This is a genomic window from Thermovirga sp. (genome assembly GCA_012523215.1).
GTDB lineage: Bacteria > Synergistota > Synergistia > Synergistales > Thermovirgaceae > 58-81.
Genome location: JAAYIZ010000298.1, coordinates 1 through 1,768, shown reverse-complemented (window position 1 = coordinate 1,768; position 1,768 = coordinate 1). Strand labels below are relative to the sequence as shown.

At 60.2% G+C, this 1,768-nt stretch carries 2 protein-coding genes; both read right to left on the bottom strand.

The genetic code is table 11. The annotated features are described in order from the left end of the window. The coding region (gene tuf, locus GX108_08085) for an elongation factor Tu (GenBank protein ID NLO56989.1) at positions 1-164 on the bottom strand (164 nt) is incomplete at its 3' end. 68 nt (positions 165-232) lie between these two features. Continuing rightward, positions 233-1,768 (bottom strand): elongation factor G (fusA, locus tag GX108_08080; protein ID NLO56988.1); only part of this gene is annotated, 1,536 nt, incomplete at its 5' end.

Here is a 1,768-nt window from a genome sequence, read left to right as displayed (position 1 = left end):
TCCGGCGCCTTGTCGATCTTGTCGAAGGGCGTGAAATCCGCCCAGCCCGCCGAAGAGAGCGTCCGCGTTATCGCCGCCGTCAGCGTCGTCTTCCCGTGGTCAATGTGACCGATCGTCCCTATGTTCAGATGCGGCTTCGTCCTGTCAAAATGCTCCTTCGCCATCTCGTGAAACCCTCCCTTATTGACTTCTTTTCAGCGATTATCGCTTTTTTATGATTTTCCGGGGCATATCAGTGCCGCAGGATCTTTTCGGTGATCTCCCCGGGAACTTCCTCGTAGTGAGAAAACTGCATCGAGTAGGATGCCCTGCCCGAGGTCTTGTTCCTCAGGTCGGTGGCATACCCGAACATTTCCGAGAGCGGGGCGAAGGATCTCACTATCCTGGCGTTGCCCCTCATCTCCATCCCCTCCACGTGGCCCCGCCGAGAGGAGAGGTCTCCCATCACGTCTCCCACGTATTCTTCAGGGGTCACGACCTCGACCTCCATGATAGGCTCCATCAGGACCGGGTTGGCGGACTTCATTGCTTCCTTGAAGGCCATGGAGGCGGCGATCCGGAAAGCCAGTTCGGAGCTGTCCACCTCGTGGAAGCTGCCATCGACGAGGGTCACCTTTACGCCGATGACGGGGTATCCTCCCAGCACTCCGTTGGCCACGGTCTCGGCGATGCCCTTCTGCACGGCGGGGATGAACTCCCTGGGTATGACCCCGCCCACGATCCGGTCCTCGAAGACGAAGCTCTTCTCGTCGGGGAGCGGTTCGATCTCTAGGACCACGTGGCCATACTGTCCCCGGCCGCCCGTCTGCTTGATGAACCTGCCCTCGCCGGAGGAAGGGTTCCTGATGGTTTCACGGTAGGCCACCTGGGGCCTCCCCACCCTGACATCCACGCCATACTCTCTTTTGAGCCTGTCGACGATGATTTCGAGGTGCAGTTCCCCCATGCCCGAAATGATGGTCTGGGCCGTCTCCTCGTTCGTGGAAACTTTGAAGGTGGGGTCCTCCTCGGAGAGTCCCGCAAGCCCCCGGGCCAATTTTACCTGGTCGGCCTTGCTCATGGGTTCCGCCGAAAGATGAACTACCGGTTCCGGGAACTGCACCGACTCGAGGAGGATGGGCTTCCTCTCGTCGGAGAGGGTATCCCCCGTTCTGGTGGCTTTCAGCCCCGGCAGGGCTATGATCTCGCCGGCTGAAGCCTCTTCAAGGTCCTCCCGCTTGTTGGCATGCATCCTGAGTATCCTGCCCACCCTCTCGCGGCTCCCGGTGGAGGTGTTCAAAATGCTGGAACCGCTCCTGATCCTTCCAGAATAGATCCTGCAATAGACCAGCCGCCCCACGAAGGGATCGACCATTATCTTGAAGGCCAGCGCCGAGAGAGGTGCCGCAGGATCGGGATGTCTTTCCTCAGTATCGCCCGTTGAGGGGTGCACACCCTTGATCGGCGGCAGGTCCAAGGGGCTGGGAAGATAGTCCACCACCGCGTCGAGGAGGGAATGGACGCCCTTGTTCTTGAAAGCCGAGCCGCAGAGGACCGGGAAAACGGCCAAGTCGATGGTCCCCTTCCTAATGGCCCTTCTGAGGACATTTTCGGGAACGTGCTTGCCCTCCAAGTAGAGGGCCATCACGTCCTCGTCGACGTCCGCCATGGCTTCCACGAGGGCTTCCCTCCCCAGGGCGGCATCCTCGACCAGTTCGGCCGGTATATCCACGACCCTGGGGTCGACACCCAGCTCCTCCACGTAAATGACGGCCTTTTCCCTCACCAG